General features: G+C 50.1%; 1 protein-coding gene and 2 pseudogenes. 1 reads left to right on the top strand and 2 read right to left on the bottom strand.

All coding sequences use genetic code 11. The features are described from left to right. Nucleotides 1–212: pseudogene (locus ACUU1M_RS19960) on the bottom strand (GntT/GntP/DsdX family permease); the annotation flags it as partial. 230 nt (nucleotides 213–442) lie between these two features. Here ACUU1M_RS19960 and ACUU1M_RS19955 point away from each other — a divergent pair. Further along, complete coding sequence (locus ACUU1M_RS19955) at nucleotides 443–1438, top strand: LacI family DNA-binding transcriptional regulator (protein ID WP_152029073.1); 996 nt, start codon at nucleotides 443–445, stop codon at nucleotides 1436–1438. A 7-nt stretch (nucleotides 1439–1445) separates the two neighbouring features. On the opposite strand, the pseudogene cscA reads toward ACUU1M_RS19955, so the two are convergent. Next, a pseudogene (cscA, locus tag ACUU1M_RS19950) lies at nucleotides 1446–2059 on the bottom strand (sucrose-6-phosphate hydrolase); the annotation flags it as partial.

Genomic DNA, 2059 nt, shown 5'->3' with positions numbered 1-2059 from the left:
ATAAATGACAGCAGGAATGTGCCCGCCAGAGCGACGACTGAAGCGATAAATGTCGCTGTCGTATAGTATTTAAATGTTTCATTGAGCGTAGCGCCGCAATATTGCTTCACCAGCCAGAAAAGCGAGTCCGTAACGATCGTGCAGCCAATTGCACCTGAACCGATAGCAATCGCAATAATTTCCGGGCTGATGTCGGGATACAGTGGCAGCACAATGATCCATATTTATATTTTCTTCTCCAGGTTGGCGATGCCAGTTGGCATGTTTTACTTACTTGCCTATATGGTTACTCGTTGGCGAGAACAGAGGCGGAATTGGGGACAATTGTCCGGGAATTATTGTTATTTTTTATTGTATTGCTGTGTCAGGTGATAGGGCGTTGGATCTCGCCAGTGACGTCTGTTTCTGCTACAGTGCCCGTTTTACGGCAAACGGCTTGGGTATGGCTTCATTAAAGGATGTCGCACGCCTGGCGGGAGTGTCGATGATGACAGTCTCCCGGGTGATGCATAATGCAGAATCTGTGCGTCCTGCAACGCGTGACCGCGTATTGCAGGCAATCCAGACCCTGAATTATGTTCCTGATCTTTCCGCCCGTAAGATGCGCGCTCAAGGACGTAAGCCGTCGACTCTCGCCGTGCTGGCGCAGGACACGGCTACCACTCCTTTCTCTGTTGATATTCTGCTTGCCATTGAGCAAACCGCCAGCGAGTTCGGCTGGAATAGTTTTTTAATCAATATTTTTTCTGAAGATGACGCTGCCCGCGCGGCACGTCAGCTGCTTGCCCACCGTCCGGATGGCATTATCTATACTACAATGGGGCTGCGACATATCACGCTGCCTGAGTCTCTGTATGGTGAAAATATTGTATTGGCGAACTGTGTGGCGGATGACCCAGCGTTACCCAGTTATATCCCTGATGATTACACTGCACAATATGAATCAACACAGCATTTGCTCGCGGCGGGCTATCGTCAACCATTATGCTTCTGGCTACCGGAAAGTGCGTTGGCAACAGGGTATCGTCGGCAGGGATTTGAGCAGGCCTGGCGTGATGCTGGACGAGATCTGGCTGAGGTGAAACAATTTTACATGGCAACAGGTGATGATCACTACACCGATCTCGCAAGTTTACTCAATGCTCACTTCAAATCGGGCAAACCAGATTTTGATGTTCTGATATGTGGTAACGATCGCGCAGCCTTTGTGGCTTATCAGGTTCTTTTGGCGAAGGGGGTACGTATCCCGCAGGATGTCGCCGTAATGGGCTTTGATAATCTGGTTGGCGTCGGGCATCTGTTTTTACCGCCGCTGACCACAATTCAGCTTCCACATGACATTATCGGGCGGGAAGCTGCATTGCATATTATTGAAGGTCGTGAAGGGGGAAGAGTGACGCGGATCCCTTGCCCGCTGTTGATCCGTTGTTCCACCTGATATTATGTTAACCCAGTAGCCAGAGTGCTCCATGTTGCAGCACAGCCACTCCGTGGGAGGCATAAAGCGACAGTTCCCGTTCTTCTGGCTGCGGATAGATTCGACTACTCATCACCGCTTCCCCGTCGTTAATAAATACTTCCACGGATGATGTATCGATAAATATCCTTAGGGCGAGCGTGTCACGCTGCGGGAGGGGAATACTACGGTAGCCGTCTAAATTCTCGTGTGGGTAATACCGCCACAAAATAAGTCGCTCAGATTGGTTATCAATATACAGCCGCATTCCAGTGCCGAGCTGTAATCCGTAATGTTCGGCATCACTGTTCTTCAGCGCCCACTGCAACTGAATCTCAACTGCTTGCGCGTTTTCCTGCAAAACATATTTATTGCTGATTGTGCGGGGAGAGACAGATTGATGCTGCTGGCGTAACGACTCAGCTTCGTGAACCGGGCGTTGTAGAAGTTTGCCATTGCTCTCTGATAGCTCGCGCGCCAGCGTCATGCAGCCTGCCCATCCTTCACGTTTTGAGGGCATTGGCGATTCCCACATATCCATCCAGCCGATAACAATACGCCGACCATCCTTCGCTAAAAAGCTTTGTGGTGCATAAAAGTCAT

The sequence above is a fragment of the Shigella sp. SIG6 genome, assembly GCF_053555815.1.
Note: the sequence above shows the minus strand (reverse complement) of the source record. Positions and strands in the feature narration are given on the sequence as shown.